Source organism: Streptomyces sp. NPDC002793 (assembly GCF_040295485.1).
GTDB lineage: Bacteria > Actinomycetota > Actinomycetes > Streptomycetales > Streptomycetaceae > Streptomyces.
In genome coordinates, this window is record NZ_JBEOVL010000018.1 from 86,054 (window position 1) to 111,096 (window position 25,043).

At 72.9% G+C, this 25,043-nt stretch carries 25 protein-coding genes and 1 riboswitch; of the genes, 14 read left to right on the plus strand and 11 right to left on the minus strand.

The features are described 5' to 3' along the window. Positions 1-16: 16 nt before the first annotated feature. On the minus strand, positions 17-1,123 hold the full coding sequence (locus tag ABT001_RS19545; protein WP_351278898.1) for a pyridoxal-phosphate-dependent aminotransferase family protein: 1,107 nt from the start codon (positions 1,121-1,123) through the stop codon (positions 17-19). Between the two features lie 102 nt (positions 1,124-1,225). Here ABT001_RS19545 and ABT001_RS19550 point away from each other — a divergent pair, with 102 nt between their 5' ends. Both ABT001_RS19550 and ABT001_RS19555 read left to right on the plus strand, forming a co-directional pair. Further along, on the plus strand, positions 1,226-2,326 hold the full coding sequence (locus tag ABT001_RS19550; RefSeq protein WP_351278900.1) for an amidohydrolase family protein: 1,101 nt from the start codon (positions 1,226-1,228) through the stop codon (positions 2,324-2,326). A gap of 322 nt (positions 2,327-2,648) precedes the next feature. After that, positions 2,649-3,635 (plus strand): SCO1860 family LAETG-anchored protein, encoded by a 987-nt coding sequence (locus ABT001_RS19555; RefSeq protein WP_351278902.1) that lies wholly within the window; start codon positions 2,649-2,651, stop codon positions 3,633-3,635. A gap of 20 nt (positions 3,636-3,655) precedes the next feature. Here the strand turns inward: ABT001_RS19555 and cobC are convergent, their stop codons facing one another. After that, positions 3,656-5,167 (minus strand): Rv2231c family histidinol phosphate aminotransferase CobC, encoded by a 1,512-nt coding sequence (gene cobC, locus ABT001_RS19560; RefSeq protein ID WP_351278905.1) that lies wholly within the window; start codon positions 5,165-5,167, stop codon positions 3,656-3,658. Positions 5,168-5,256: 89 nt separating this feature from the next. Between cobC and ABT001_RS19565 the strand changes: the two genes are divergently transcribed. After that, positions 5,257-5,979, plus strand: coding sequence for a ZIP family metal transporter (locus ABT001_RS19565; protein ID WP_351278907.1), 723 nt, complete (start codon positions 5,257-5,259; stop codon positions 5,977-5,979). A 38-nt stretch (positions 5,980-6,017) separates the two neighbouring features. On the opposite strand, the gene ABT001_RS19570 is transcribed toward ABT001_RS19565, so the two are convergent. The 7 genes from ABT001_RS19570 to ABT001_RS19600 form a co-directional block, all read right to left on the minus strand. Next, positions 6,018-7,364, minus strand: coding sequence for a cobyrinic acid a,c-diamide synthase CobB (locus tag ABT001_RS19570; protein WP_351278910.1), 1,347 nt, complete (start codon positions 7,362-7,364; stop codon positions 6,018-6,020). Further along, positions 7,358-7,966 carry a cob(I)yrinic acid a,c-diamide adenosyltransferase gene (gene cobO / locus ABT001_RS19575; RefSeq protein WP_033305549.1) on the minus strand — a complete coding sequence of 203 codons (609 nt, stop codon included), beginning with the start codon at positions 7,964-7,966 and terminating at the stop codon, positions 7,358-7,360. The genes ABT001_RS19570 and cobO overlap by 7 nt, the downstream gene beginning before the upstream one ends. Then, positions 7,966-9,999, minus strand: coding sequence for a putative cobaltochelatase (locus ABT001_RS19580; RefSeq protein WP_351278914.1), 2,034 nt, complete (start codon positions 9,997-9,999; stop codon positions 7,966-7,968). Before ABT001_RS19580 ends, cobO begins: the two co-directional genes overlap by 1 nt. Beyond that, complete coding sequence (locus ABT001_RS19585; protein ID WP_351278917.1) at positions 9,996-11,570, minus strand: cobyric acid synthase; 1,575 nt, start codon at positions 11,568-11,570, stop codon at positions 9,996-9,998. Before ABT001_RS19585 ends, ABT001_RS19580 begins: the two co-directional genes overlap by 4 nt. Continuing rightward, complete coding sequence (locus ABT001_RS19590; protein ID WP_351278920.1) at positions 11,567-12,511, minus strand: cobalamin biosynthesis protein; 945 nt, start codon at positions 12,509-12,511, stop codon at positions 11,567-11,569. The genes ABT001_RS19585 and ABT001_RS19590 overlap by 4 nt, the downstream gene beginning before the upstream one ends. A 128-nt stretch (positions 12,512-12,639) precedes the next feature. Continuing rightward, positions 12,640-12,768: riboswitch (cobalamin riboswitch) on the minus strand. A gap of 183 nt (positions 12,769-12,951) precedes the next feature. Further along, the gene (locus tag ABT001_RS19595; RefSeq protein ID WP_351278922.1) at positions 12,952-13,176 is read right to left on the minus strand and encodes a hypothetical protein; all 225 of its coding nucleotides are present in this window, start codon (positions 13,174-13,176) and stop codon (positions 12,952-12,954) included. Positions 13,177-13,187: 11 nt separating this feature from the next. After that, positions 13,188-14,450 carry an inorganic phosphate transporter gene (locus ABT001_RS19600; RefSeq protein ID WP_351278925.1) on the minus strand — a complete coding sequence of 421 codons (1,263 nt, stop codon included), beginning with the start codon at positions 14,448-14,450 and terminating at the stop codon, positions 13,188-13,190. Between the two features lie 259 nt (positions 14,451-14,709). Here ABT001_RS19600 and ABT001_RS19605 point away from each other — a divergent pair, with 259 nt between their 5' ends. The 3 genes from ABT001_RS19605 (at position 14,710) to ABT001_RS19615 (ending at position 18,047) form a co-directional block, all read left to right on the plus strand. Beyond that, the gene (locus ABT001_RS19605) at positions 14,710-15,369 is read left to right on the plus strand and encodes a class II aldolase/adducin family protein (RefSeq protein WP_351278926.1); all 660 of its coding nucleotides are present in this window, start codon (positions 14,710-14,712) and stop codon (positions 15,367-15,369) included. Positions 15,370-15,426: 57 nt separating this feature from the next. Next, positions 15,427-16,563 carry an alpha/beta hydrolase gene (locus tag ABT001_RS19610; RefSeq protein WP_351278929.1) on the plus strand — a complete coding sequence of 379 codons (1,137 nt, stop codon included), beginning with the start codon at positions 15,427-15,429 and terminating at the stop codon, positions 16,561-16,563. Between the two features lie 185 nt (positions 16,564-16,748). Continuing rightward, positions 16,749-18,047, plus strand: a complete 1,299-nt coding sequence (locus ABT001_RS19615) for a hypothetical protein (protein ID WP_351279067.1) — start codon at positions 16,749-16,751, stop codon at positions 18,045-18,047. 20 nt (positions 18,048-18,067) lie between these two features. On the opposite strand, the gene ABT001_RS19620 is transcribed toward ABT001_RS19615, so the two are convergent. After that, positions 18,068-18,478, minus strand: a complete 411-nt coding sequence (locus ABT001_RS19620) for a VOC family protein (protein ID WP_351278931.1) — start codon at positions 18,476-18,478, stop codon at positions 18,068-18,070. A 264-nt stretch (positions 18,479-18,742) separates the two neighbouring features. Between ABT001_RS19620 and ABT001_RS19625 the strand changes: the two genes are divergently transcribed. The 3 genes from ABT001_RS19625 (at position 18,743) to ABT001_RS19635 (ending at position 21,859) form a co-directional block, all read left to right on the plus strand. Then, positions 18,743-20,341: an ABC-F family ATP-binding cassette domain-containing protein gene (locus ABT001_RS19625; RefSeq protein ID WP_351278933.1), complete on the plus strand. Its 1,599-nt coding sequence runs from the start codon at positions 18,743-18,745 to the stop codon at positions 20,339-20,341. 354 nt (positions 20,342-20,695) lie between these two features. Continuing rightward, positions 20,696-20,917, plus strand: coding sequence for a helix-turn-helix domain-containing protein (locus ABT001_RS19630; RefSeq protein ID WP_006123601.1), 222 nt, complete (start codon positions 20,696-20,698; stop codon positions 20,915-20,917). 150 nt (positions 20,918-21,067) lie between these two features. After that, positions 21,068-21,859 carry an enoyl-CoA hydratase/isomerase family protein gene (locus tag ABT001_RS19635; protein ID WP_351278936.1) on the plus strand — a complete coding sequence of 264 codons (792 nt, stop codon included), beginning with the start codon at positions 21,068-21,070 and terminating at the stop codon, positions 21,857-21,859. 53 nt (positions 21,860-21,912) lie between these two features. Here ABT001_RS19635 and ABT001_RS19640 read toward each other — a convergent pair whose 3' ends face one another. After that, the gene (locus tag ABT001_RS19640; RefSeq protein WP_351278939.1) at positions 21,913-22,611 is read right to left on the minus strand and encodes a hypothetical protein; all 699 of its coding nucleotides are present in this window, start codon (positions 22,609-22,611) and stop codon (positions 21,913-21,915) included. 94 nt (positions 22,612-22,705) lie between these two features. Here ABT001_RS19640 and ABT001_RS19645 point away from each other — a divergent pair, with 94 nt between their 5' ends. The 5 genes from ABT001_RS19645 to amaP are packed head-to-tail and all read left to right on the plus strand — an operon-like array spanning position 22,706 to position 25,040. Then, a complete protein-coding gene (locus ABT001_RS19645; RefSeq protein WP_351278941.1) occupies positions 22,706-23,200 on the plus strand; it encodes an Asp23/Gls24 family envelope stress response protein in 495 nt (164 codons plus the stop codon). Between the two features lie 32 nt (positions 23,201-23,232). Beyond that, positions 23,233-23,424 (plus strand): hypothetical protein, encoded by a 192-nt coding sequence (locus ABT001_RS19650; protein WP_351278943.1) that lies wholly within the window; start codon positions 23,233-23,235, stop codon positions 23,422-23,424. Beyond that, positions 23,421-23,774 (plus strand): Asp23/Gls24 family envelope stress response protein, encoded by a 354-nt coding sequence (locus ABT001_RS19655; RefSeq protein ID WP_351278945.1) that lies wholly within the window; start codon positions 23,421-23,423, stop codon positions 23,772-23,774. Before ABT001_RS19650 ends, ABT001_RS19655 begins: the two co-directional genes overlap by 4 nt. Continuing rightward, on the plus strand, positions 23,771-24,457 hold the full coding sequence (locus tag ABT001_RS19660) for a DUF6286 domain-containing protein (RefSeq protein ID WP_351278947.1): 687 nt from the start codon (positions 23,771-23,773) through the stop codon (positions 24,455-24,457). Before ABT001_RS19655 ends, ABT001_RS19660 begins: the two co-directional genes overlap by 4 nt. A gap of 4 nt (positions 24,458-24,461) precedes the next feature. Then, positions 24,462-25,040, plus strand: coding sequence for an alkaline shock response membrane anchor protein AmaP (gene amaP, locus ABT001_RS19665; RefSeq protein WP_351278949.1), 579 nt, complete (start codon positions 24,462-24,464; stop codon positions 25,038-25,040). The last annotated feature ends 3 nt before the right edge of the window (positions 25,041-25,043 follow it).

The window sequence follows — 25,043 nt, forward strand, 5'->3', positions numbered from 1 at the left end:
CGGATGGGAATTAAATTCAGTTGTCCGGCCACGTTTCCGCGACGGCTTCGCGGGCAGCAGTGATATCGGTTGCCCGGCCCGCGTCGGACAGGGCCGCACCCAGGGCGGTCAGCGAGGACAGCACCGCGCCCCGCGACGCGTCCACGCCGTAGTGGTTGACGCGGATCATCTCCCTGGACAGTGCCCCTCCGCCCGCGATCAGCGGCAGCGACGGGTCGGCCGCGAGAGCCCGGCCGACCAGTGCCGCGGCGTCGAGTTCCGCGGGTACGCGCAGCGTCGTGGCGACCGGTGCCGCGTCACGGGCGTCATGGACGTACGGCTGCAGGCCACCTCCGAGCGCCGTGGCACCCGCCCGGGTCGCCGCGGCCGCCTTCGCGTGCCGTGCCATGACGCTGTCCGCGCCGTCCGCCTCGATCCGCTCCAGGCACGCGTCGAGCGCCAGCATCTCCAGCTGGGCGGGGGCGTGCGGCAGAGCCCTGCGGCCCCCGTCGATCCAGCGGGCCTTCCAGTCCAGCAGTGACAGGTACGACTGGCGCGGGGCCTGCGGGTTGGCGGCCATCCGCTCCCACGCCCGCGCGCTCACCGACACCGCGGACACCCCGGCCGGACCGCCCATGGCCTTCTGCGCGCCGATGACACACAGGTCCACGCCCCAGGCGTCCACCAGCAGCGGTTCCGCGCCCACCGATGCCACCGCGTCCACCATGAAGAGGGCACCGTGCGCCCGGACCACCTCGCCGATCTCCGCGACCGGGTTGGTGTTGCCCGTCGCCGCCTCGGCGTGGACGAGTGAGACGAAGTCGATCCCGGGGTGTTCGGCCAGCGCCCGCTCCACCTGCTCGGCGGTGACCGCCGAGTGGAACGGCACCGCGAGGTCGACGACCTCGGCACCGCAGTCACGCAGCCAGCCGCCGAAGGTCTGGCCGTACGGACCGGTGACGACGTTCAGCGCGGTCGAACCGGGCAGCGCGCCGCCCCGGATGCAGGCTTCGAGGGGCAGCAGCGCCTCGCCCTGCATGATGACGACGTCCTGCTCGGTGGCGAGGAGGCCGGCCACCCGCCGCTCGATCGCCGCGAAATGCGCGGCGGTGAGCGGGGCGAGGTCGAGGAACGGGTGCGTCACGGTGGTGCTCTCTTCGGGTCGGCCGGTGCGCGGTCAGCGCCTGCGTCGAGGGTACTAAGCGCCCCTCCAGCCCTTGGGGGGCCGCCTCGTACAGTGCTGTGCATGAGTGATCACGAGGTGGCGCCGGTACTGCGGATCGACGGGCGGGTGCTCGTCGGACCCGACGAGGTGAGGGACGGACTCTGGGCGGTCGACGGACGGATCACCTACGAGCGGCCGCCGGGCGCGGACGACGCGGTGACGCTCACCGGATGGGTGCTGCCCGGCCTCGTCGACGCGCACTGTCATGTCGGGCTGGGGCACCAGGGACCCGTGGACGCGGCGACCAGCGAGAAGCAGGCCCTAGCGGACCGGGAGGCCGGGACGCTGCTCATCCGGGACGCCGGGTCGCCCTCCGACACCCGGTGGGTGGACGGGCGCGAGGATCTGCCGAAGATCATCAGAGCGGGACGGCACATCGCGAGGACCCGTCGTTACATCCGCAATTTCGCCCATGAGATCGAGCCCGGCGACCTCGTCGCCTACGTCGCCCGCGAGGCGAGGCGCGGCGACGGCTGGGTGAAGCTGGTGGGCGACTGGATCGACCGGGACGCCGGCGACCTGGCCGCCTGCTGGCCACGCGGCGAGGTCGAGGCCGCGATCGCCGAGGCGCACCGGCTGGGCGCCCGGGTCACCGCCCACTGCTTCGCCGAGGACGCGCTCCGGGACCTGGTGGAGGCCGGGATCGACTGCGTCGAGCACGCGACGGGGCTGACCGAGGACACGATCCCGCTGTTCGCGGAGCGCGGTGTGGCGATCGTGCCGACGCTGGTCAACATCGCCACCTTCCCCGGCCTCGCGGCAGGCGGCGAGGCCAGATACCCCCGCTGGTCCGCCCACATGCGGCGGCTCCACGCGGCGCGGTACGACACGGTGCGCGCGGCGTACGAGGCGGGAATCCCGGTCTTCACCGGCACGGACGCCGGCGGGTCGCTGGCCCACGGACTGATCGCGGAGGAGGTCGCCGAACTGGTGAAGGCAGGCATCCCGCCCCTCGACGCGCTCTCCGCGACGGCCTGGGGCGCACGGCGATGGCTCGGCCGGCCGGTGCTGGAGGAGGGGGCCCCGGCAGACCTGGTGATGTACGACGAGGACCCGAGGGCGGACGTACGGGTGCTGGCCTCGCCGCGCAGGGTGGTGCTCAACGGGCGGGTGACGGGCTGACCGCCGGTTGACCTCGTGAGGGGTGCCGTGTTGACCGGAGGTGACTCCGGGCGCCGCCACTCGTTGAGGCAGCTCACTGCGCCGTCGTGGTGCCCGTCATGCGCCTACGCGGCCAGTGGAACGGGTGATTCCAAGGAACTCCTGTGCCGGTGGATTCGAATGTGCACACGGAAACCCCTCTTTGGGGTGAACTAGCGGAAGGTATCCGTCAGTTCACCCGGAGTGCGTAAAGATTCACGGAGTCGAGGCCACCGGTGCCCGCGATGTCCCCCATCGGACGGCGCACCGGTGGCTCCATGTCTCTTGTGGGGGTTCCACCATCTTGAACAGCAACACCTTCCGTTCGGCCGCCCTGGCGTTCGCCGCGGCTCCCGTCGCACTGCTCGTCGCCGTCCCCGCGCACGCAGCCACCGCGACGTCCCCGGCCACCCCGGCCGGCGGCCACGGAAAGGCGAGCGCGGTCGTACTGCGCGCCGGGCTCGACGTCTCACTCCTGAACAAGTCGGTCCAGGTGCCGCTCAAGGCCACGCTCAACGAGGTCCACGCCCCGGCGAGCGCGGAGAAGACCGCGCTCAGCGTGGAGCTCGACGGTGTCGAGCAGGGCCGCCCCGTCCACGTACTGAAGGCCGATGTGGCCACGGCGGACGCCACGGTGGACGCGCACAGGGCCGAGGGATACTCCAACCTCGCCGAAGCGCGGGTCCATGTACCGGGGCTGCCGCTGCTCTCGCTGATCGAGGTCGGGAAGGTCACCTCCAAGGCGGTGTGCGAGGTGGGCCACGAGCCCGTCGCGGAGTCCAACGTGCTCGGGCATGTGACGGTGCTCGGGAAGAGGACCACCCTCACCTCGGGCGGCACGACCGCGGTCGAGGTACCGGGCGTCGGTGAGGTGACGCTCGACCTGTCGAAGACCGCGACGACCACACGGACGGCGGCCGCGACGGCGCTGCGGCTGCAGGTGTCCGTGAACCCGCTCGACCTGAACGTCGCGGAGGTGGAGGGCGAGGTCACCCTGGCCGAAGCGACGTGCGAGACGCCCGCGGGCGACGGCAACGGCGGTTCGACGGGCGGCTCCGGTGACACGGGCGGCTCAGGTGACACCGGTGGTTCCGGTGACACCGGTGACGAGGCGGACCCCGCCGACGTGAAGCCCCAGACCGGATCCGACCCGGTGCAGGCCTCCGGCTCCGGTGACCTCGCCGAGACCGGTGGCAGCTCCTCCACCCCGTACATCGCAGGCGCCGCCGCCGTCCTGCTGGCGGTCGGCGCCGGCGCCACGGTCCTCGCCCGCAGGCGCGCCCGAGGCTGAGCACCCTCCCCGGAGAGCCGTCAGCCGACGGCTCTCCGGGGCAGTCCCTGCAGGGCCAGATCGAGCGCCTGGAGGAACCTGTTGGTCGTCACCCGGTCGCGTACGGCGAGGCGCAGCCACTCGTTGCCCAGCCCGGGGAAGGTGTCCCCGCGCCGCGCCGCGAAGCCGCGTGAGCGCAGCAGCTCCCGGACCTCGTCCGCCCGTTCCAGCCGCAGCAGCACGAACGGCCCGGCCGCCGGCTCCACCACCCGTACCTCGCTGAACTCCGCGAGCCCGGCCAGCAGATGCGCCCGGTCCACCACGACCCGGTCCGCCGCGTCCGCCGCCTCGACCAGCGCACGAGGCTCCATGCACGCCTCGGCCGCCGCGAGGGCGGGGGAGGACACCGGCCACAACGGCTGCGCCTCCTGGAGCACCGCGACCGTGGCCGGGTCGGCCAGCACGTAACCGATGCGCAGCCCCGCCAGCCCCCAGGTCTTGGTGAGGCTCCGCAGCACCACCAGCCCGGGGACGTCCGTACGCCCGCACAGCGCCTCACGCTCACCCGGTACGGCGTCCATGAACGCCTCGTCGACCACCAGCGTCCGCCCGGGCCGCGCCAGTTGCTCCAGCACGCCCGCGGGGTGCAGCACCGACGTCGGGTTGGTCGGGTTGCCGACCACCACCAGGTCCGCGTCCTCCGGTACCGCCGCCGGATCGAGCCGGAAGCCGTCCTCCGGCCGCAGCACCACCCGCCCGACCTCGTGCCCCGCCGCCCGCAGGGCCGCCTCGGGCTCGGTGAACTGCGGATGCACGACGACCGGCCGCCGGGCGGGCAGCGCTCTCGCGATCAGGACGAACGCCTCGGCCGCGCCCGCCGTCAGCAGCACTCTCTCCTCGGGCAGCCCGTGCCGTCCGGCGACCGCGGTCCGGGCCTGCCGCCCGTCCGGGTAGGCGGCCAGCGATCCCAGCGACGCCGCTATCCGCTGCCGCAGCCAGTCCGGGGGTGTGCCGGTCCGTACGTTGACGGCGAGATCGGTCAGGTCCAGGCCGCGTACTTCCGCGTCGCCGTGGTGCCGCAGATCGGGCCCGGCGCTCTCGATGTGCTTCGTGGGGGGCAGCATGGCAGCAATGGTGAACGGCTCGGGGCGATTCGTCGATGCCGAGGGGCCTACGGGACCGCTCCGGCGGGCCACCGCACACGTCGCGGAAGCCGACTTCCGCTTCGGAACCACCAGTTCACCCCCGCCCATGAGCGCCGCGGCCTCCGCCACCGACCCGGTGGCCACCGCCTCACGCGGTGCAGCCGACGGATGCGGCACCGGGACCTCCGCCAGCTCCCCGGCCGTGTACGACCGCACGGGCACCCCCAGACGCTCCGCCGCGCCGACGATGCCCGGCTCGTCCGCCCTGGTGTCGAGCGTCGCCAGCCCGACCACGTCACCGGTCCCCGCTCCGGCCTCCTGGAGCGCCCCGCTGATCAGCCCGAGCACCTCCTCGGCCGGGACGCCGCGACGGGCACCGACACCGACGACGAGCCCGGCTCGGGTCATGGGAGAAGTCCTTTCAGCGGGGTCGTGAGGGGACACGCCAACACGGCCGTGAGGTGCGCGGAGCGGGGTCGATCCGCTAGCAAGGGCCCATGGCGGTATTCGTCGCGCTCGGCGCGTTCCTGATGACCCTGGTGGGCGGCTGGGTCGCCCAGCGCGTCAGCGACCGCCGCCACCTCGTGCTCGGCTTCGCCGGCGGACTGATGCTGGGCGTCGTCGGTCTCGACCTGCTGCCCGAGGCGGTGGAGGCCGCGGGCGGCGTGGTGTTCGGCGTACCCGCCGCCCTGCTGCTCTTCGTGGGCGGGTTCCTGACGGCCCATCTCGTGGAGCGTTCGCTGGCCGTACGCCAGGCGGCACACGGGGCGGGCGAGGAACGGGTGCCACAGGTCGGGCTGACGGCGGCCGCCGCGATGGTGGGCCACAGCCTGATGGACGGCATCGCGCTCGGCGCCGCCTTCCAGATCGGCGGTGGCATGGGAGCCGCCGTCGCGCTCGCCGTCATCACCCACGACTTCGCCGACGGCTTCAACACGTACACGATCACCAGCCTCTACGGAAACGCCCGCCGCAAGGCGCTGATGATGCTCTTCGCGGACGCCCTGGCCCCGATCGTCGGCGCCGCGACCACCCTGCTGTTCACCCTTCCGGAGGAACTGCTCGGCTGTTATCTCGGCTTCTTCGGCGGGGCGCTCCTCTACCTCGCCGCCGCCGAGATCCTCCCCGAGGCGCACCACGACCACCCGGCCCGCTCCACCCTGCTGTGCACGGTGGCGGGGGTGGGCTTCATCTGGCTGGTGGTCGGCATCGCGGAATGACGTCGTCCCGGGCGCCGCTCCACGGGAGCGGAGTGACGTCATCCCCGGCACTGCTCCACGAAGCGCCGGGCCACCCCGGGCTCCGCCGCCCAGTGGGTGTGCAGATAGCTCGCGTGCACGCCACCCTGCACGAAGCCCTCCACCCGCCGCTCCGGCTGGTGGAGACCCCAGGCGGGCGTCGCACCGGCGCCGGGCTCCAGCACCGTCCGGTGGAACTCGTGGCCGCGCAGCCGCGTCCCGGCCACGGCCAGCACGCTGTCCGACACGGCCACCGCCTGCCGGTAGCCGAGCGTCAGCCGCTCCGACATCCGCGCCGAGGCGTCCAGCACCCCGCACATCGGCCGGCCGTCCAGCTCACGGGCCAGATACAGCAGCCCCGCGCACTCCGCCGCCACCGGGGCACCGGACCGGGCCAGTCCGGTCACCGCCCGGCGCAGCGGCTCGTTCGCGGACAGCTCCGGGGCGTACACCTCGGGGAAGCCGCCGCCGATGACCAGGCCCGCCGTGCCCGTGGGCAGCTTCTCGTCGCGCAGCGGATCGAAGACGACCACCTCCGCGCCCGCCGCAGTCAGCAGCTCGGCGTGCTCCGCGTACGCGAAGGTGAACGCCGCGCCGCCTGCCACGGCCACCACCGGCCGGGACCCCTCCAGCGGGCGCGGCTCCGGCTCCCACGCCTCGTCGGGCAGGGCGGGCGCCGAACGGGCCAGCGCCAGCAGGGCGTCCAGATCACAGCCCTCCCGCACCCGCTCACCCATCGCCCGTACGGCGTCGAGGGCGTCGGCCTGCCGCTCGGCCACCGGGACGAGCCCCAGGTGGCGTGAGGGCGTCGCCACCTGCGGCGCCCGCCGCAGCACCCCGAGCACCGGCAGCCCGGACTCGTCCAGCGCCTCCCGGAGCAGCGCCTCGTGACGGTCGGAGGCCACCTTGTTCAGGATCACCCCGCCGATCCGCACCTCCGGGTCCCAGGAGGCGAAACCGTGCACGAGGGCAGCGACCGAACGCGACTGCGAGGACGCGTCGACCACCAGCACGACGGGGGCCCGCAACAGCTTGGACACCTGGGCGGTCGAGGCGAGTTCACCCTGCCCCGAGGCCCCGTCGTACAGCCCCATCACGCCTTCGACGACGGCCAGGTCGCAGCCGCTCGCCCCGTGTGTGAACAGCGGGGCGATCAGACCCGGCCCGCACATGTACGCGTCGAGGTTGCGCCCGGGGCGGCCGGTGGCCAGGGCGTGGTAGCCCGGGTCGATGTAGTCCGGCCCCACCTTGTGCGGGGACACCGCGAGGTCACGCCCCGCGAAGGCCGCCATCAGGCCCGTGGCGACCGTGGTCTTGCCGCTGCCCGACGCCGGTGCGGCGATGACCAGTCGGGGAACACTCACCACTCGATGCCTCTCTGGCCCTTCTGACCGGCGTCCATCGGGTGCTTGACCTTCGACATGTCGGTCACCAGGTCGGCGGCCTCGATCAGCTTCTGCGGGGCGTTCCGGCCCGTGATCACCACGTGCTGCGTGCCCGGACGGTCCCGCATCACCTCGACGACCTCGTCGGTGTCGATCCAGCCCCAGTGCATCGGGTAGGCGAACTCGTCGAGCACGTACAGCTTGTACGTCTCCGCCGCCAGGTCACGCTTGACCTGCTCCCAGCCCTCGCGGGCCTTCTCCTCGTTGTCGGAGTTGTCACCGTGAATGCCCCGCTGGACCCACGACCAGCCCTCGCCCATCTTGTGCCAGTCGACGGTGCCGCCCTCGCCGCTCGCCCCGAGCACCTTCAGCGCGTTCTCCTCGCCGACCTTCCACTTCGCCGACTTCACGAACTGGAACACCCCGATCGGCCACCCCTGGTTCCAGGCCCGCAGCGCCAGCCCGAAGGCCGCCGTCGACTTGCCCTTGCCGATGCCCGTGTGGACGAACAGCAGCGGACGGTTACGCCGCTGACGTGTCGTCAGTCCGTCGTCCGGTACCGATACCGGCTGTCCCTGTGGCATTAAGCGGCCCTCCCGGCAGCAGTGATGTCCTTGACCAGCCCGGCGATCGAGTCGGCGCGCAGCTCGTCGAGCGTGACGGCGCTGCCCCCCAGATCCCGTGCGAGCTGTGCGGCGAGACCGAGGCGTACGAACCCCGACTCGCAGTCCACGACGACGGAAGCGGTCCCCTCGGAGGCGTGCAGCCGCCCGGCCCGCGCCGCCAGCGCCACCGGGTCGACGCCCCCGGTCGCCCGTCCGTCCGTCACCACCACGAGCAGCGGGCGGCGCGACGGATCGCGCAGCCGCTCCACCCGCAGCACGTCGTGCGCCCTGAGCAGTCCGGCGGCCAGCGGGGTGCGACCGCCGGTCGGCAGCGACTCCAGCCGTGCGGCGGCCGCGTCCACCGACGAGGTGGGCGGCAGCGCCACCTCGGCGTCCTTGCCCCGGAAGGTGACCAGGCCGACCTTGTCACGCCGCTGGTAGGCGTCCAGCAGCAGCGACATGACCGCGCCCTTGACGGCGGCCATCCGCTGCCGGGCCGCCATCGACCCGGAGGCGTCCACGACGAACAGCACCAGATTGCCCTCGCGCCCCTCCCGGGTCGCCTGCCGCAGGTCGTCACGGCGTACGACGAGTCCTCGCCCCGACCGCCCGCGCGCCCGCTGGTGCGGCGCCGCCGCCTGTACGGTCGCCGCCAGGTGCAGTTTCGTCAGCGCACCCTCGGGCCGGCGCGACCCGGTGGTCCGGCCGTGCTCGGTACGCGCCCGGGAGCGCCGCCCGGCGGCGCCCTCGCCGAGTCCGGGCACGCTCAGCATCTTCGTGCGGAACGGCTCGCCGGCCCGCACGGGCTGCTGCTCCCCGGCGCCGCCGCCCGGCGCGGGCGCGTCGCCGCTCCCCGCATCGTCACGGCCGGGCGTGTCCGTGCCCCCGCCGTCGTCGGGGCCGGGCGTGTCCGCGCCGCCGTCGTCGGGGCCGCCGCCCTGCGGGGGTACGCCGCCGCCGGGACCATCGGGGTCCGGGTCGTCGTCGCCCCCGCCGTTCTCGTCCGCGGCGTCCTGGAGGGCCTCGTCCAGCTTGTCCTCGTCCAGGCCGGGCGCGTCGAACGGGTTGCGCCGACGCCGGTGGGGGAGTGCCAGGAGCGCGGCCTGCCGTACGTCGTCCGCGACGACCTCCTCGCGGCCCGCCCACGCGGCCAGCGCCGTCGCGGTGCGCGCCATGACGATGTCGGCGCGCATCCCGTCGACCTCGAACGCCGCGCACGTCGCCGCGATCTGCCGCAGCACGCCGTCGCCGAGCACCACCCGGGGGAGCAGGGCGCGCGCGGCGGCGATCCGCTCACGCAGCGAGGCCTCCTCGTCGGCCCACCGTGCGGCGAAGGCGGCCGGATCGTCGTCGTAGGCGAGCCTGCGGCGTACGACCTCGACGCGCAGGTCCGTGTCACGCGAGGCGGCCACCTCGACGGTCAGCCCGAAGCGGTCCAGCAGTTGGGGGCGGAGCTCGCCCTCCTCCGGGTTCATCGTCCCGACCAGCAGGAAGCGTGCCGCGTGACGGACGGAGACACCTTCGCGCTCGACGTACGAGGCACCCATGGCCGCCGCGTCCAGCAGCAGGTCCACCAGGTGGTCATGGAGGAGGTTGACCTCGTCGACGTACAGGATCCCGCGATGGGCGTCGGCGAGGAGGCCCGGCTCGAAAGCCTTCACGCCCTCCGAGAGGGCCCGTTCGATGTCGAGCGCGCCGACCAGCCGGTCCTCCGACGCTCCGACCGGAAGCTCCACGGTCCGTGCCGGGCGCGACACGCCCGTACCCGTCCCGTGCGGTCCGTCGGGACACGCCGGATCGGGCGCACCGGGGTCGCACGAGAAGCGGCACCCCGCCACGACCGTGACCTCGGGCATGAGCGCGGCGAGCGCCCGTACGGCGGTGGACTTGGCGGTCCCTTTCTCACCCCGGACCAGGACCCCGCCGACGGCGGGACTGACGGCGTTGAGCAGGAGACCGAGCCGCAGGTCGTCCTGCCCGACGATGGCGGTGAAGGGATAGGGCGTGTTCACGGGGCCTCCTCTGTAACGACCACACCTGCAGGACCGGGCGCGCCGGATCTCTCGGGGACGGGGGCCGGCGGCGCACCCGGCGCGAGGAACGGCAGGCCCTCGGGCGCGCCGTTCTCGATCAGCCGCCAGAGGGCGTCCGTGTCGGCGTGTTCCTCGATCAGGTCCCCCAGCCGGTCCAGCTGTTCCTCCCGCAGCGCCCCGAAGCTCGTGTCGGGGGCCGGGACGAACCGCCGTCCCGCCGCCCGGGCGACCTCACCGAGGAACGCCCGCCGGAACGCGTCGCTCTCCAGCGACCCGTGCCAGTGCGTCCCCCAGACCGAACCCACCCGGCACCCGTCCAGGAACGGCTCGCCGCCGCTCACCTCGGCGACGCCGTGATGGATCTCGTACCCCTCGACCGGTTCCCCGAGCGCCGAACCGACGGGCCGCCCCAGGACCTTCTCCCGGCCGAAGCGGACCCGCACCGGCAGCAGCCCGAGCCCTTCGACCAGACCGGCCCGCGACTCCACGTCGTCCTCGATGCGCTCGCCCAGCACCTGGAACCCGCCGCAGATCCCCAGCACCGGCCGCCCCTCGGCGGCCCGCCGCCGCAGCGCGTCGGCCAGCCCCCGCTCGCGCAGCCACGCCAGTGCTTTCACGGTGCCCCGCGTCCCGGGCACGATCACCAGGTCCGCGTCGGCGAGCTCCTCCGCCCGGTCCACGAACCGCACCACCACACCGGGCTCGGCCGCCAGGGCGTCCACATCGGTGAAGTTCGACATCAGCGGTACGGCGCACACCGCCACCCGCAGCACGTCCTCGCCGTGCGGCGGCGCCACGACCGACTCCCGTACGGCGCCGCGCATCGACACCCGCAGCCCGTCCTCCTCGTCGATCCCCAGCCCGTGGGCGTACGGCAGGACCCCGTACGTCCGACGGCCCGTCAACCCGAGGAGCATGTCGAGGCCGGGCTCCAGCAGCGACACGTCACCGCGGAACTTGTTGACGAGGTATCCGGCGATCAGCGACTGGTCCTCGGGGCTCAGCAGCGCCGTCGTACCGAAGAACGAGGCGAACACCCCGCCCCGGTCGATGTCGCCGACCACCAGCACGGGGAAGCGGGCGGCGCGGGCGATACCCATGTTCACGATGTCCGTACGCCGCAGGTTGATCTCGGCCGGGCTGCCCGCACCCTCGCAGATCACGGCGTCGTACGTGCCGCGCAACTGCTCCAGACAGTCCACGACCGTCCCCAGCAACGCCTCCTGGCGCCCCCCGTGGTAGCCGCGCGCACTCATCTCGCCGACCGGCTTCCCCATCAGGACGACCTGGCTCGACCGGTCACCGCCGGGTTTGAGCAGCACCGGGTTCATCAGCGCCGACGGCTCGACCCGGGCGGCCTGCGCCTGCATCGCCTGGGCCCGGCCGATCTCCGCGCCCTCCCGGGTCACGAACGAGTTCAGCGACATGTTCTGCGCCTTGAACGGTGCGACCTTCACCCCCCGGCGCACCAGCCACCGGCAGATCCCGGCCGTGACGACACTCTTGCCCGCGTCCGAGGTGGTACCCGCGACCAGCAGCCCGCCGCTCATCCGACTCTCCGTCCCAGGGCCGACCGTCCCGCCGCGCACACGACGAGGGCCAGCACACTCACCCGGCGCGACAACCGCACCGCGCGTTCGATGTCCGTGACCCGGACGTCCCGCCCGGCCCCGCCGTTGAGCACCGGCCGGTGCTCGATCCGCCCGCCGTACGCGAGGGTGCCGCCGAGGCGTACGCCGAGCGCGCCCGCGAACGAGGCCTCCACCGGGCCCGCGTTCGGGCTGGGATGCCGGCCCGCGTCGGCCCGCCAGGCCCGGACGGCCTCGCGCGGGCGGCCCCCCGCGGCCACGGCGAGCAGGGCGGTGAGCCGGGCGCCGGGCCAGCCGGCGACGTCGTCGAGCCTGGCCGAAGCCCAGCCGTAGCGCCGGTAGCGAGGAGACTTGTGCCCGACCATGGCGTCGAGCGTGTTGACGGCCCTGAAGGCGACCAGTCCCGGCACTCCTCCGAGCGCGCCCCACACGAGGGCTCCCACGACGGCGTCCGAGGTGTTCTCGGCGACGGACTCCACCACCGCCCGGGCGATCTGCTGTCCGTCCAGTGCCTGCGGATCACGGCCGCACAGGTGCGGCAGCCGCTCCCGGGCGAGCTCGACGTCCCCGGCGGCCAGCGCCCCGCCGACGGCACGCGCCTCGCGGCCCAGCGACGTGCCACCGACGACGGACCAGGTGGCGGCGGCGGTCAGAGCCACGGCGGCGGCGGGACGGTTCCGCACGGCCCGGGCGGCCAGCGCGGCGGCGGCCGTGGCGCCCCCGGCACAGACCAGCGTGTGCAGGGCACCCCAGCCGCGGTGATCGCGCCACAGGCGGCTCTCGGCACCTGCCGCGGCACGCCCGAAGGCGGCGACGGGGTGGCCCCGACGGGGATCACCGAACAGCAGGTCGCCGATCAGCCCGGCTGCGGCGCCGTACGCGAAGATGCGGTCGGCTCGCACGGGTCAGCCGCCCGTCGCGCCTCGAAGGGCCTTCACAGCGGGTGGTGCGGCGACCGACGCAGGGCAGCCAGGCATGGCGTGTGTCCTCACTCAGGGTCCGCGCCCTGGTTCGACGTGACCGGCGACGAGAGTCTCCTGGCTTCCGGATCCGCAGTTCCTCCGGCCTTCCAGTCCGCGGTGGCGGACCGTGACTTCCGTGTGGAGGCTGCTCCTCGGTGACAGTGGCGGGACCGCGCCGGATTCGCACCGGCTTCCTCTCCTGTCGCCGTAAGACCGGCCGGCACATGCGTGTGCCGGCCGGCCTCAATGGCTCCGGCAGTCCACCACGCGCCGCGAACGCCCGTCAACCTGCCGCTGACCTGCGAGGCTTCAGTGTGCTCAGACGCACACCGGCCGGACACACAGGTGGTGTGTCCGGCCGGTGTCCACGTCCGTGGAGGTCAGGCGACGATCAGATAGATCCCGTACGCGACCGCGGCCAGGCACAGCCCGAAGCAGGCGTACGCACCGGTGCGCGCCAGGGCGTTGGAACCGCCGCCGCCGTCCGCCGTCGGCGTCTGCCTGGCCAGGCCGGTGATGCCGAGGGTGAAGAGGCCGACCAGTGCGACGGTGATCACGAGGCTGACGCCGAAGACGGAGGCGAGAGCCGCCCAGTCGATGTTCATACGATCTGTCCTTACACCGTGGCCGGCCGGGCCGGGTCGGCCGGGGTCTCGGCCGTCGGGGCCGGAGCGTGGATGGTGGTCTTGAGCTCGGAGGCGACGGCACCGGCGGGCGGCGGGCTGACGGCCGCGACCGCGGTCGTGACGACGCCGGCGGGCTCACCCTCGGGCGCGTTGACGTTGGTGTGGTCGACCGGCTTGCGGCGCGACACCAGCCAGATGGCGCCGGAGCCGGCGACGAGCAGGACGGCGACCACGCCGACGCCCCAGGGGCCCTGCTTGGTCAGGAACTCGGCACCCGCGCCGATCAGTCCGGCGGCCGGAAGCGTCAGCCCCCAGGCGATGAACATCCGGGTGGCGGTGGACCAGCGGACCACGCCTCCCTTGCGTCCGAGACCCGCGCCCATGACGGCACCGGAGCAGGACTGCGTGGTGGAGAGGGAGAAACCGAGGTGCGAGGAGGCCAGGATGACCGTGGCCGCGCTCGTCTGGGCCGCGAAGCCCTGCGGCGGGCGCAGGTCGGTGAGGCCGCTGCCCATGGTGCGGATGATGCGCCAGCCGCCGAGGTAGGTGCCCAGCGCGATGGCGATACCGGCGGAGGCGATGACCCAGACCGGCGGGTTGGAGCCGGGGGAGAGGACGCCGCCGGTGACCAGGGCCAGGGTGATGATGCCCATGGTCTTCTGCGCGTCGTTGGTGCCGTGGGCGAGCGAGACGAGACCGGCCGAGGCGATCTGGCCGGCGCGGTACCCCTTGGCGGTCGACTTCAGCTGCGCCGGGTCCGTGATCTTCCGGTTCAGCCGGTACGTCAGCTTCGTGGCCAGCAGCGCGGCGAGGCCGGCGACGACGGGCGCGGCGATCGCCGGCAGCAGGACCTTCGTGACGACGGTGCCGCCGTTGATCGAGGACCAGCCGGCCGACATGACCGCGGCGCCGATGAGGCCGCCGAAGAGAGCGTGGGAGGAACTGGAGGGCAGGCCGACCAGCCAGGTCAGCAGATTCCACAGGATGGCGCCGACGAGCGCCGCGAAGATGACCTCGGTTCTGAGGCCGTTCTCATTGATGATCCCGCCGGAGATCGTCTTGGCGACCTCCACCGACAGGAACGCGCCGACGAGGTTGAGAACGGCGGACATCGCCACCGCTGTCTTGGGCTTCAGGGCGCCGGTCGAGATGGTGGTGGCCATCGCGTTGGCGGTGTCGTGGAAACCGTTCGTGAAATCGAACACGAGAGCTGTCACGATCACGATCGCGAGCAGCAGCGTGATGTGTTCCATTTACCCAGGCAATCGTTCGACGTCATTGGCACGTGGAACGTAAGCAACCAGAATGAACGGAAGATGAACTGGGCGGGGCTTCATGGTGACCCCAAGCGCGTAGGTGGATTCCGCTTGTGTGGGTTCCGCGTTGCCGGAGGCTCTCGTTCCGTTGCGGGAACCGGCCCCACCCGTCGCCCGCCGTCCGGCTGGATGTCCAATGTGTCCCCTTGAGGAGATGTCGGTCACGCGGCCTCGGACGCCCCCTAGGATCACCCGCATGAGTGACATGCGCACGGACGCGGTGGAGCGGGCCTGGGGCGGGGTCGTTGAGACGGCCCGGCGGACGGCGGCGGACGGCCTGGTCGTCGGCACCTCGGGCAACGTGTCGGCCAGGGTCGGCGGGACCGTCCTGGTCACCCCCAGCGGGGTGCCCTACGACCGGCTCGGCCCGGGAGACGCGGTCGGCGTCGACCTCGAAGGGCGACAGGTCCTCGGCGACCTGGTCCCGACCAGTGAGCTCCCGCTCCACCTGGCCGTCTACCGCGACACCGACGCCGCCGCCGTCGTCCACACCCACGCCGTGCATGCCACGGCCGTCTCCACCCTCGTCCCCGAGGTGCCGCTCGTGCACTACGCCGCAGCCATGCTCGGCGGCCCCGTCCGCACCGCCGCCTACGCGCGCTACGGGACGAGGGAGCTCGCCGACAACATGCTGGCCGCCCTGCGCGACCGCACCGCCTGCCTGCTGCGCAACCACGGCACCGTCGCCTACGGGGCCACTCTCGACGAGGCGTACGACCGCACCGCCCAGCTCGAATGGATGTGCAGGCTCTGGCTCACCGCCAGCTCCGTACCCGGCCACCGGCCGAGCCTCCTCACCCCGGCCCAGCTGCGCGAGGTGCAGGACGCCCTGGAGGGGTACGGCCAGCCCGGTTAGCCACCGTACGGCCGATGCCCACTGGCCGTCGGCGCCGTGGCCCGGGAGACTTGAGCCGTGCGCCCGGCAACAGCGGCGGCAGTGGCCGCCACCTCGATCCTCGGCGTCGGCGCGGCAGCGGTCGCCGCCGGCCGCTACGCCAGCGACGCCGCCCTCGGGGCGCCCTCGCCACGCCCCTTTCCGGCCGACCGCCGGCTCACCGTGCACGCCACCGCGGCCGGGCAGATCACCCTGACCCGCTCCTTCACCGCGCTGCGCCCCGGCACGTACGGGCTGACCGGCCGTGGTGTCCACGCCGTGGTCGGCCCGGTGATCGAACAGCCGGGTGGCTCCACGGCCTCCGCCGACACCGTCGTCCGCCGGCTGGAACGCGTGACCCTCGGCAGCCTGAAACCGGGCGCCCGGGTCCGCCTCACCCCGGAGCTCCACCGCGGCGACCCGCTCACCGCCCTCGGCCTCGCGTACAAGGAGGTCGAGATCCCCGGTGAACTCGGACCTCTGCCCGCCTGGTTCGTACCCGGTGTCCGTGACACCTGGGTGATCACCGTGCACGGCCTCGGCACCACCCGGGACCACCCCATGAACGTGATGGGATTCCTCCACGCCCAGCAGCTCCCCGTGCTCGACCTGGCCTACCGCGGCGACGAGGGCGCCCCGCGCTCCCCGGACGGACTCGCCCACCTCGGCGAGTCCGAATGGCGGGACCTGGACGCGGCCATCCGCTACGCCGTGCGCTACGGCGCCGAGAAGGTCATTCTCCACGGCTGGTCCTCGGGCGCCTCGATGGCCCTGCACGCGGCCGTCAACTCCGCCCTCCGCGATCGCATCAGCGGACTCGTCCTCGACTCCCCGGTCCTGGACTGGAGGACCACCCTGCGCGCGCTCGCCTCCGCCCGGGGCGTGCCCTCCGCGCTGCTGCCGCTGGCCGTCCGGGCCGCCCAGGGGCAGACCGGGCTGCACGGCGCCCCACTCCTGCGGACCTCCGTGCCGACGGCGCTGCACGCCCCGACGCTCGTCGTCCACGGCCCCGACGACACCCTCGCCCCCTGGCAGCCGTCCCGGGAACTCGCCGCACGCCGCCCCGACCTGGTGACCCTGCACTCCGTACCGCAGGCTCCGCATGCGGCGATGTGGAACGCCGACCCGGCCGGCTACGAAGAGGCGCTCCGGCGCTTCCTCACGCCCCTGATGTGAGCTGATGCGACGGAACCGCCCGGTTGGTTCCCCGGCCGCGGTGCCTCTCGAATCCCGGTGACGCGGCCTCCGTTTGGGCTTTCGGCCCGTCAGAGGCAAGACTGCTCCTCGTGACGTCCCGTACCCCGCGCGACTCCAGGCTGCGACTTGTCCGCCCGCGACCCCAGGCGACCGCCCGTAAGGCCGTGACGACCCGGCGCACCAGGCCGGCCCCCCGCCCACCCGAGGGCACACCGCCACCGGCTGAACTGGCACGGCAGGCCAGGGCCGTCCTGGCCGACGCCGTGCGGATCGCCCACTGGGCGGCGGACGGCACGAGCCCGGGCTCGGTCCCGCTCGCCGCCCGGGCCCTGGAACGGGCCGCCGCCGCGCTGGATCTGTCCCCGGCCCAGGTGATGGCCGGATGGGACCGGGCCAGACTGGCCGGCCTCATCGAGATGCACGGCGACACCGCCCGCCCGGGCTGGCGCCTGCGCGCCTGGGACCGCGACGACTCCGCCGTGCTCCGAGGCTGGGTCGCGCTCTTCGACGCATGGTCGCTCGTCCACGCCTCTCCCGACGGCATCGAGGCCACCGCCGTGGCGGAAGCCGTCGAGGCCGTGCCCCAGGTGCTCTCCCTCCTCCAGCTCTCGGCGGGCGCGGTCACCGTGCCCGCACTCCTCGATCTGCTCGGACAGCGCGTCGCGGAACTCCACGAGGAGCGGTGCGAGGTGCCTTACGGGCCCCAGGAGCAGCCCGCCTCCGCGGTCGGGCAGTCCGCCGACCTGAACGCGCTGCTGCTCGACTGGGCCCTCGAAGGCCTCGCCTCCGTCGGCGCCCTCACGCTCGGCGACGGCCACGCCACCCTCACCCCGCTGGGCAACTGGGCGGTCTGGGTCAAGCTGGAGCAGATCTGCGTGGCCGCGCAGAGCCCGGCCGGCAACATCGAGCAGCCCGCGGCCGACATGCTGCTCGGCTGCGCCAGGCTCACCCCGGGCCCGGCCCGAGCCGAATACCGGGCCTGGCTGGCCGCCCGGCCGGTCGGCAGCGCCGTGGCCGAACTGCTGGCCGTCGCCCGCGGCGAGGACGCCCTGCTGCGCGGCCTCGCCTTCGAGGCGCTGCGCGTCGTCGGCGCCCCCGCCGAGCCCGTCGTCCGCTCCGTCGTCACCGAGACGCCGCTGCGCCCGTACGCGCTGCTCTGGCTCGCCGAGTACGAGGGGACCGACCCGGACGACGCCCAGGACGTCCTCAGCCGTGAGGAAGCCACCTGGCTCTGGGTCGACACCGCCGCGGCCGTGGCCGACCACGGCGAGACCGGGCTGCTGGTCCGCCACCTCGACTCCGCGGTGCAGGGCACGGTCCCCGCGCTCCTGGACGAGGTACGGGCCATCGGCCATCCCCGGACCGTCCAGGTGCTGGTCGCCCTGGCCGCCGCCCACCCGGACCCGGCCCTCGCCAAAGCCGTCCGCCGCGCCGCCTTCCAGGTGCACACCGGCGGGGTCTGACCGACACCGCCCCGGGGCACTCAGCCCGAGGACCCCGGGGCGTACGTACCGAAGCTCCAGACGTTGCCCTCCGCGTCGCGTGCCATGTAGTCGCGCGAGCCGTAGTCCTGGTCGGTGGGCGGCATCAGGATCTCCACACCGTGTTCCACGGCCCGCGCGTGGTGCTCGTCGACCTCGTCCACCACCACGTACACCCCGGCGGGCCCGGCCCCCGTCATCGCCTTCGCGAAGACGCCGCCCCGCCCCTTGGAGCCGAGCATCACCCGGCCGTTGCCGCAGGACAGCTCGGCGTGGAGCACGCTGCCGTCCTCCCCCTCGTACACCGCCTCCTCGGTGAACCCCAGGGCCTGGGTGAGCACCCTGATCGCCGCCTTCGCGTCGTCGTACAGAATCGTCGGAAAGATCGTGGGAACGCCGTCCGTGCCTGCCATTCCGCTCACCTGTCTCCTGCTCACACACGCGGTCGCGATGTGATCTCCATCTCAGTCTTCCACCGGCCACTGACAACGTCAGCCGAAGGTGCTGCGCCCTTGTGCGGCGCACCCCGGTGGCGGGGTGACGGACCGGGAGCATGCGGAAAAGCAGGTGGACACCGCCAGTAGACTGAGTCCCATGGCAATTCTCCTTGTGCACTAGACGGCGTCGAGTCGTAGTCCGCTGTCCCTCCGCCGTCCATACCGCCCTGGAGTTTTACCGTGATCACCGCCTCCGGCATCGAACTGCGTGCCGGCGCCCGCATCCTCATCGAGTCCGCTTCCTTCCGTATCGCCAAGGGTGACCGCATCGGCCTGGTCGGCCGCAACGGCGCCGGCAAGACCACCCTCACCAAGTGCCTGGCAGGCGAGGGGACACCCGCCGGCGGCACCATCACCAACAGCGGTGAGGTCGGCTACCTCCCTCAGGACCCGCGCACCGGAGACCTCGACGTCCTGGCCCGCGACCGCATCCTCTCGGCCCGCGGGCTCGACGAGATCCTGCGCAAGATGCGGGAGAACGAGGAGCGGATGGCGAACGGCAAGGGCGCCACCCGCGAGAAGGCCATGAAGCGCTACGAGCGCCTGGAGACGGAGTTCCTCACCAAGGGCGGATACGCCGCCGAGGCCGAGGCCGCCACCATCGCCGCCGCGCTCAGCCTGCCCGACCGGGTGCTCGGTCAGCCCCTGCACACCCTCTCCGGCGGTCAGCGCCGTCGTGTCGAGCTCGCCCGCATCCTGTTCTCGGACGCCGACACCCTGCTCCTCGACGAGCCCACCAACCACCTCGACGCGGACTCGATCGTCTGGCTGCGCGACTACCTCAAGACCTACCGCGGCGGCTTCATCGTGATCTCCCACGATGTCGAGCTCGTCGAGACGGTGGTCAACAAGGTGTTCTACCTCGACGCCAACCGCGCCCAGATCGACATCTACAACATGGGCTGGAAGCTCTACCAGCAGCAGCGCGAGGCCGACGAGAAGCGCCGCAAGCGCGAGCGCCAGAACGCCGAGAAGAAGGCCGCGTCCCTCAACTCCCAGGCCGACAAGATGCGCGCCAAGGCGACCAAGACCGTCGCCGCCCAGAACATGGCCAAGCGGGCCGAGCGCCTGCTCTCGGGGCTGGAGGCCGTGCGGGTCTCCGACAAGGTGGCGAAGCTGCGTTTCCCGGAGCCGTCCCCGTGCGGCAAGACGCCGCTGATGGCCGAGGGCCTCTCCAAGTCCTACGGGTCGCTCGAGATCTTCACCGATGTGGACCTCGCCATCGACAAGGGCTCACGCGTCGTCATCCTCGGCCTCAACGGCGCGGGCAAGACCACGCTGCTGCGCCTCCTCGGCGGCGCGGAGAAGCCCGACACCGGCCGCATCATCGAGGGCCACGGGCTCAAGCTCGGCTACTACGCGCAGGAGCACGAGACCCTCGACCCGGAGCGCACCGTCCTGGAGAACATGCGGAGCGCGGCGCCGGACCTCGATCTCGTCGAGGTCCGCAAGACGCTCGGCTCCTTCCTCTTCTCCGGCGACGACGTGGACAAGCCCGCCGGAGTGCTCTCCGGCGGTGAGAAGACCCGGCTCGCCCTGGCGACGCTCGTCGTCTCCTCCGCCAACGTCCTGCTGCTCGACGAGCCCACGAACAACCTCGACCCGGCCAGCCGCGAGGAGATCCTCGGGGCCCTGCGCACGTACAAGGGCGCCGTCGTCCTCGTCACCCACGACGAGGGCGCGGTCGAGGCGCTCCAGCCGGAGCGGATCATCCTGCTGCCCGACGGGGTCGAGGACCTCTGGGGCTCGGACTACCGGGACCTGGTCGCCCTCGCCTGACCGGAGGGGCCCGGAACCGGTGCGGGGCCCGGTGATCCAACGCGTCTGGATCATTCGGCCCATCGGTGATCCATCATCTGGGTGAGCGGGTCTCATACCCCGGCGCGGCGCCCGGCAGATAGCTGCCGGGCGCACTCTTTTTCGGACGCCTCACCTCGTACGGCCCTGACCTGGACGTTTTTCCCTCAGCCCGCCTCGCGGAGCCTCCAGAGCCATAGGAATGCCTGATTCCCCTTGTGTCGAACCCCCTCAGGGTGCGGAATCCGGTCCCACCGACCTTGCCGAATGGGTGGCCAGGAAGCGCAGGAGGGGTGATCATGAGAGTCCAGAGCGCACTTCCTTGAGGAGGCACGGGTGGCCGAGACTCTGAAGAAGGGCAGCCGGGTAACCGGCGCCGCGCGCGACAAGCTCGCGGCAGACCTGAAGAAGAAGTACGACTCCGGTGCGAGCATCCGGGCGCTGGCCGAGGAAACGGGCCGCTCCTACGGATTCGTCCACCGGATGCTCAGTGAGTCCGGAGTCACGCTGCGGGGACGCGGCGGAGCGACTCGTGGCAAGAAGGCCGCTTCGGCCTGACGGCGGACATGCGGTCAGGAGTCGGTTTATACCGGCTCCGAGGTCCCACCGGAACAGGGTAACCACCCGGCCGACCATCAGGTCGTCCGGGTGGTTACTGTTCAGTTACTTGCCAGTAAGTGCTGACAGCACCCGATCCGGAGGCACCTCATGACCTCGCTCGACCCTGTGCTCGACAAGGACGGCGTACGGCTCACCGTCGAAGACACGGTTGCCACGGTGTCGCTCACCAACCCGGCCAAGCGCAACGCTCAGTCTCCCGCTCTGTGGCGGGCGTTGGCAGAGGCCGGACGAGCGCTCCCCGGCAGCGTGCGGGTCGTCGTGCTGCGCGGCGAGGGCAAGTCCTTCTCCGCGGGCCTCGACCGGCAGGCTTTCGCACCCGAGGGCTTCGACGGCGAGCCGTCCTTCCTCGACATGGCGCGCGGTTCGGAGGCCGAACTCGACGCGACCATCGCCGAGTACCAGGAGGCGTTCACCTGGTGGCGCCGCAACGACATCGTGTCGATCGCGGCCGTCCAGGGGCACGCGATCGGTGCCGGCTTCCAGCTCGCCCTCGCCTGCGATCTGCGCATCGTCACCGAGGACGTGCAGTTCGCGATGCGCGAGACCGGTCTCGGTCTCGTGCCCGACCTCACGGGCACCCACCCCCTGGTGCACCTGGTGGGATACGCCCGCGCGCTCGAGATCTGCGCCACCGGCCGCTTCGTGCACGCCGAGGAGGCCGAGCGCACCGGTCTCGCCAACCTCGTGGTCCCCGCCGACCAGCTCGACGCCGCGGGCCGCGACCTCGCCGCGGCGCTGCTCGCCGCCCCGCGTGACGCGGTGGTCGAGACCAAAGCGCTGCTGAGCGGAGCGGTCTCGCGTACGTACGAGGAGCAGCGCACCGCCGAGCGGGCCGCTCAGGGCCGTCGGCTGCGCGACCTCGCGGGCATCGCCGACTGAACACCCGCAGCCCGGCACGCACCGCCCCCGTGCCGTCCGGCGCGGGGGCGGTGTCACCCGCGGTCCACCACGGCCGTGATCAGCACGGCGACCGCAGGACGGCCCTCCACAGCCCCGGCCACCGCCCCGCGCACCGCCCGCGCCACGTCGAGAGCCCGATGGTCAGCGGCCGTCGCGATTTCCACCCGTACGTGTCCCTCCGCGTGCTGCACGGCGCTGCCCAGCACCCGCGTCAGTGACACGACGCCCGGGACCCCGGCCGCCGCCGTCGCGGTGACCCCTTCGGGCGGGACCGCCCCGAGAACCTCGGTGGGCGCCTCCGCGGCCGGCTGCGGCTCGTCCTCCAGCAACGCCGTCACCCTGAGGTCCACCGAGTCGACCACCAGGCCGAGCCGTTGGGCGGCCGCCGTCAGCAGAGCCGCCCGCACCCCGTCCGCGGTGGCGGTCAGAGGCCGCCGTGCCGTCGCGGAGAAACCGGCCTCGATCCGCAGCGGTCCCGGCGGCAGCGCGCCGGGAGGACCGGGCACCACCGGATCCGGGGCGTACTCCTCGTCGGCCGGGGCGATCCTGAGCACCCCCAGCTCGGCCCCCGACCCTGCCGCGGCCTCCCGCAGCACGGTCGCCGCCGCTCTCTCCGCGATCCAGCAACCGTCGGCGGGGCCGCCCAGAGGGAGCAGCCTGCCCAGGCCGATCCGTTGGCGTACGGCGGCGGTCCATCCATCGGCCCGGTGCGGGCCCTCAGCCGTTGTCATTGCTCCACCCTGCCCCATCCACGGAGCAGGACTGCGCAAGCGCACTTACTGTGGGCCACGGAAGTTCACTCCCGCCCCGAAGGGAAGAGCGGCGATGACCGAGAGCCCGCAGCGGAACCGGCCCGACAGCCCCAGCAGCCTGTCCGGCGGGGACGACGGCAGACAGAGCCAGTTGACCAAGCGCGGTGGGGGCGCCCCCGCGACCCGTGGCCGCACCACCATCGCCGACGGCGTGGTCGAGAAGATCGCCGGAATGGCGGCACGTGACGTCGTCGGGGTCCACGCGATGGGCAGCGGCATCTCCAGGACGTTCGGCGCCGTCCGCGACCGCGTCCCCGGCGGCAACAAGTCCGTGTCCCGCGGTGTGAAGGCGGAGGTCGGCGAATCACAGGCCGCCCTCGATCTGGAGATCGTCGTCGACTACGGCGTGGCGATCAGCGAGGTGGCGCGCGACGTGCGCGAGAACGTCATCGCGGCGGTCGAGCGCATGACAGGGCTGGAGGTCGTCGAGGTCAACATCGCCGTGAGCGACGTCAAACTGCCCGACGAGGAGGACGACGACGACGAGTCCGAGTCACGCGTCCAGTAGACCTTCCGCGCGCGGCAGTTGAGGAGCACACGATGAGCATGGCTGTAGTCGGCCTCATGGCCGGTATGGCGCTGGGCTTCGCCGGATACTTCGGCGGATTCGGAGCCTTTCTGCTGGTGGCCGCGCTGGGCGCGGTCGGCTTCGTCGCCGGCCGCTTCCTGGACGGCGACCTGGAACCCGGCGACTTCTTCCGGAGTCGCGAGCGCGGCGACCGGCGACGGTGACGGGGGTGACAGACCGGGTCGACGCCGCCTCGCGAGGGCAGACCCGGATCGCCGACCGGGTCGTCGCGAAGATCGCCGCGCAGGCGGCCAAGGAGGCCGTCCACGAACGGCCCGTAGACGCTGACGCACCGCGCGCCACCGTCACCGTCCACCGTGACACCGCGCGGGTGCGGGTCAGTCTCGACCTCGCCTACCCCTGCGACATCGGGCGTCAGTGCGGCGCGGTGCGACGGCGTGTGGCCGAGCGGGTGAAAGCCCTTGCGGGGATGGAGGTGCCCGAAGTGGCGGTGCAGGTCGAACGGCTGCATCGGTCAGGAGCGGGCACCGCACCGAAGGGGAGCATCCGATGACCGAGCCCCAGGACCCGGAGAACAGCACGCGGCGCCTGCCCACAGCCGACGCGTCGCCACCCGGCGGCGTGCTGGAGATGGACCGGTCCGCGTCAGGCTCCGCCCACGAGCCCACCCCCGCGCCGGAGCGGACCGGCGGCAGGGCGGGCCGTTTCTGGTCAGGGCGGAGGATCCCCGCTGCCCTGGTCGCCCTGATCGTCCTCGGCGGCGCCGGACTCCTGCTCTACGACGTCGCGGCGGTGCGGGCGGACCACCCGGCCATGCGGTGGCGGCGCACGGCCGCCGACGACCTGGCAAGCCGTCACCTCGACGACGTATGGATCCTCGCGGGATCCGCCCTGGCGGCCGCGCTGGGCCTCTGGCTGCTCTTCCTCGCTCTCACCCCCGGACTGCGCGCTCTGCTCCCCATGAAGCGCCGGCACCCGGGCGTCCGGGCCGGGCTCGACCGGACCGCCGCAGGCTTCGTCCTGCGCGACCGGGCCGTGGAAGTGGCCGGAGTGCAGTCCGTGCGGGTGAAGATGGGCCGGCGCAGGGCGACCGTGCGGGCGCTCTCGCACTTCCGTGAACTCGACGACGTCAGGGCCGAACTGGACACCGTTCTGGGTACGGCCGTGAGCGAACTGGACCTGGCGCGGCCGCCCGGCATCTCCGTGCACGTACGCCGCCCGGCGAAGAAGGGGTGACCCCGTGATCACAACCGTCAACCGGGTCCTGCTCGGCCTGGCAGGGCTGATCCTCCTCGCCCTCGGCGGCGCCGTCCTCGCGACAGGCCTCGGGCTGTCCGTACCCTCCTGGTGGCCCTTCGGCGGCAAGGGCGACGTACTGCTCAGCACGGCCGACCGGACGAGGTGGCGGGACGAGGGCTGGTGGTGGCCCACCGTCATCGCGGTCCTCGCCGTCCTGGTGGTCCTCGCGCTGTGGTGGCTCCTCGCCCAGCTCCGCCGGGGGCGCCTCGCCGAGGTGCTGGTGGACAGCGGCGACGGTGAGGGCGCACTGCTGCGCGGCAAGGCCCTGGAGGGCGCCCTCGGTGACGAGGCGGGTTCTCTGGACGGGGTGGCGGACGCCAAGGTCACGCTGACCGGCCGGCGCACCGCCCCGAAGGCCCGGATCCGGATGCTGATGGAACCGCACGCGGCTCCGGGCCTGGCGCTGCGTGGCCTCTCCGAGGGTGCGCTGGCGCACGCCCGGACCTCGGCAGGGCTCGACGAGCTGCCGGCCGAGGTCCGGCTGCGGGCGGTCAAGCACCGTGCGGACCGGGTGAGCTGACAG